Source organism: Streptomyces recifensis (assembly GCF_002154615.1).
GTDB classification, from domain to species: Bacteria; Actinomycetota; Actinomycetes; order Streptomycetales; family Streptomycetaceae; genus Streptomyces; species Streptomyces griseoluteus.
The window spans coordinates 1-2,856 of the sequence record NZ_MUNH01000421.1 but is presented as its reverse complement, the minus strand read 5'-3'; the positions used below and the strand labels follow the sequence as shown (position 1 = coordinate 2,856).

Annotated in this window: 3 protein-coding genes; 1 reads left to right on the top strand and 2 read right to left on the bottom strand. The window is 70.3% G+C overall.

The annotated features are described in order from the left end of the window. A partial coding sequence (locus tag CCN33_RS21380) for a YibE/F family protein (protein ID WP_086695172.1) occupies positions 1 to 1,313 on the top strand: 1,313 nt, incomplete at its 5' end. Between the two features lie 101 nt (positions 1,314 to 1,414). Here the strand turns inward: CCN33_RS21380 and CCN33_RS21375 are convergent. Continuing rightward, a complete protein-coding gene (locus CCN33_RS21375; protein WP_030806138.1) occupies positions 1,415 to 1,852 on the bottom strand; it encodes an SsgA family sporulation/cell division regulator in 438 nt (145 codons plus the stop codon). Positions 1,853 to 1,949: 97 nt separating this feature from the next. Then, entirely contained in the window at positions 1,950 to 2,735 is a 786-nt protein-coding gene (locus CCN33_RS21370) for an IclR family transcriptional regulator (protein WP_244173891.1), read from the bottom strand. Between the last annotated feature and the right edge of the window lie 121 nt (positions 2,736 to 2,856).

Sequence of the window (2,856 nt, the reverse complement as noted above, 5' to 3'; positions counted from 1 at the left end):
GCTCCGGGGGCGGGCACGGCCACTCCCACAGTCACGGCCCGGCCGCGCCGGTGTCCAAGCATCTGCGCAAGGTCATCGCGGCCATCCTGATCCCGTTCAGCGCGGCCGTCGTGGTGGGTCTGGTGGTGCTCTGGCCCGGAGGCGCGCCCCCGCACCAGCGCACCGGCGTGGGCTTCGACCGCCAGACGCAGCAGGCCACCGTCACCACGGTGACCTCCGTGAGCTGTCAGGTCGGCGCGGGCGGGCAGGCCCCCATCGGCGATCCCTCCGCCCCCGGCGGCGCTCCGGCCGCCCAGGAGGACAAGAAGGGCCCCTGCAAGAAGGCCACGGTCCGGGTCGACACCGGCAAGGACAAGGGCCGCACCTTCACCGAGCTGGTGCAGCCCGACCAGACCCGGCAGTTGCACGAGGGCGACAAGGTCGTGGTCGCCTACGAGCCCAAGGCGCCGAAGGAACTCCAGTACGCGGTCACGGATCTGGACCGCAAGTTCCCCATGGCCCTGCTCGCCGGGATCTTCGCGGTCGCCGTCGTGGTGGTGGGCCGGCTGCGCGGCGTCATGGCGTTGGTGGCCCTGGCGGTCAGCTTCCTGGTGCTGACCCTGTTCATCCTGCCCGCGGTGCTCCAGGGGTCGAACCCGCTGCTGGTGGCGGTGGTCGGGTCGAGCGCGATCATGCTCATCGCCCTGTACATGTGTCACGGCCTCTCGGCACGCACCTCCGTGGCGGTACTCGGCACCCTCGTCTCGCTGCTGCTGATCGGCGTCCTCGGCTCGCAGTTCATCGGCTGGGCCGCGCTCACCGGCAACACGGACGACAACACCGGCCTGATCCACGGGCTCTACCCGTCGATCGACATGAGCGGTCTGCTGCTCGCGGGCGTCATCATCGGCTCGCTGGGCGTGCTGGACGATGTGACGGTGACCCAGACCTCGGCCGTGTGGGAGCTGCACGAGGCCAACCCCGCGATGGGCTGGCGGGGGCTGTACCGCGCGGGCATCCGCATCGGCCGCGATCACATCGCCTCCGTCGTCAACACCCTCGTCCTCGCCTACGCGGGCGCCGCGCTGCCCCTCCTGCTGCTGTTCTCCATCGCGCAGAGCGGGGTGGGCACGGTGGCCACGAGCGAGCTGGTCGCGGAGGAGATCGTGCGCACGCTGGTCGGCTCGATCGGCCTGGTCGCCTCGGTGCCGGTCACCACCGCGCTCGCCGCCCTGGTCGTCTCGGCGGACCGCACCGCGCCCGGTACGGCGGCTCCGGCGGGCGCCCAGCCCGTCGCCGTCCCGGGCGGCCGGGGGCGGCGCCGGAAGCGCTGAGCGGAGCGCCGGGGACATCGGACCCCGAACCTTTGGAGAAGCGTTTCTTCAAAGGTTCACGGAGCCCGGTCGAGCGCCTCGCTCCCCTCGGCCCCGCCACTTCAGCCCGCGCTCTGCTCCTCGGCCAGGATGCGGCCCAGCGCCTCGTCGAGGTGGGTGTCGAAGTCGGCCAGCGCACCCTCCTGCCCCAGCGGCACGAGCTTGTCGGTGCGGTCGAGGAACGCCACGAGCGGCGGCGTGGAGGAGCGGAACAAGGCCTGGTCGCCGCCCACCTGAAGCCGGATCAGCACCTCACCCAGCACCTCGCAGTCGACGGGGGAGATGTGCACGTCCCCCTCGCCGCACGGCCGGCCGACCCCGTCGATCATCAACTCCCGGCCGAAGACCCAGGTCACCGGGGCGTCACCGGGCAGATGGAAGGTGAGCCGCACCGCGTAGGGATCACTCGTCTCGTAGCGCAACTCCACCGGAATGCGGAAGGAAAGCTCCTCCGAGACGAGAAAGCTCATCATGACTTCTGCCTGTACGGACTCGCGCATCGCCTACCCCGTCATAAGACATCGATTGGCCGGGTTTAATCCCTGACTGGGGTCAAATCTAGCTGAACGTGCATGGCAGATCACAAGGAGTGAGTTTTCAGATGCTGATAGAGAGCGCCAGCGCACCCATGTGACGCCCCATTTCCGCCTGCAACCTCCTTGTCATGCACGGAAGTTGATCCTCCTGATGGGCCGGGAGCGAAATCGCCATCGTCGCCGCGGTTGTACCGACAGTGATCGGCACCGCCGCGCAGACCGCGCCAAGGGCGTACTCCTGCCGCTCCACCACGGGTTCCATGCGCCGAGTCCTGGCCAGCCGCCTGAGCAGGGCATCGTTGTCACGGACCGTGTACGGGGTGAGGGAGCGGACCGGGTAGCGCGCGAGGTGGTCCCGGCGGGCGTCGTCGTCCAGTTGGGAGAGCAGGCATTTCCCGACGGCGTGGGCGTGTCCCGTCTCGCGGAAGTCGGCCCACTCCGCGACCGCCGGCGTCTCCCGCGAGTCGGCCACGCACATGACCTCGATCTCGCCGTCCCGGTACATCGCGTAGTACACCGGCGCGCCGATCACGTCGCGCCAGTGCGCGAGGGTGTCGGCCACCGTGCTGCGACGTTTCTGCTGCGCTCCGCTGCTACTGAGCCGGTCCGCCGCGTCACCGAGGAAGAACCGCCCCTTGTCCCGGCGCAGATAGCCCTCGTGCACCAGGGTGCGCAACAGGTGGTACGCCGTGGGGAGCGCGAGGCCCGTCTCACGGGCCAGTTGCTTGGCAGGGGCGCCGTACTCGTGTGCGGCGACCGTCTCCAGCAGACGCATGGCGCGCTGGACGGACCCGATGAGGGTCGCGGAGTGCTTGTCGGGGGCGTTGGCGGCGGGTGGCCGCTGCATCGGGGGCGCGCAGGACCGCGCAGGAGCCGGGGGTGCGTGGGGTCCTGCCGGGGCGGTGTCGGCCATGGCCAAGGATTTACTCCCGAAGCGCGGAGATGGGGGCGGCCCGTGCGGGGTGGAC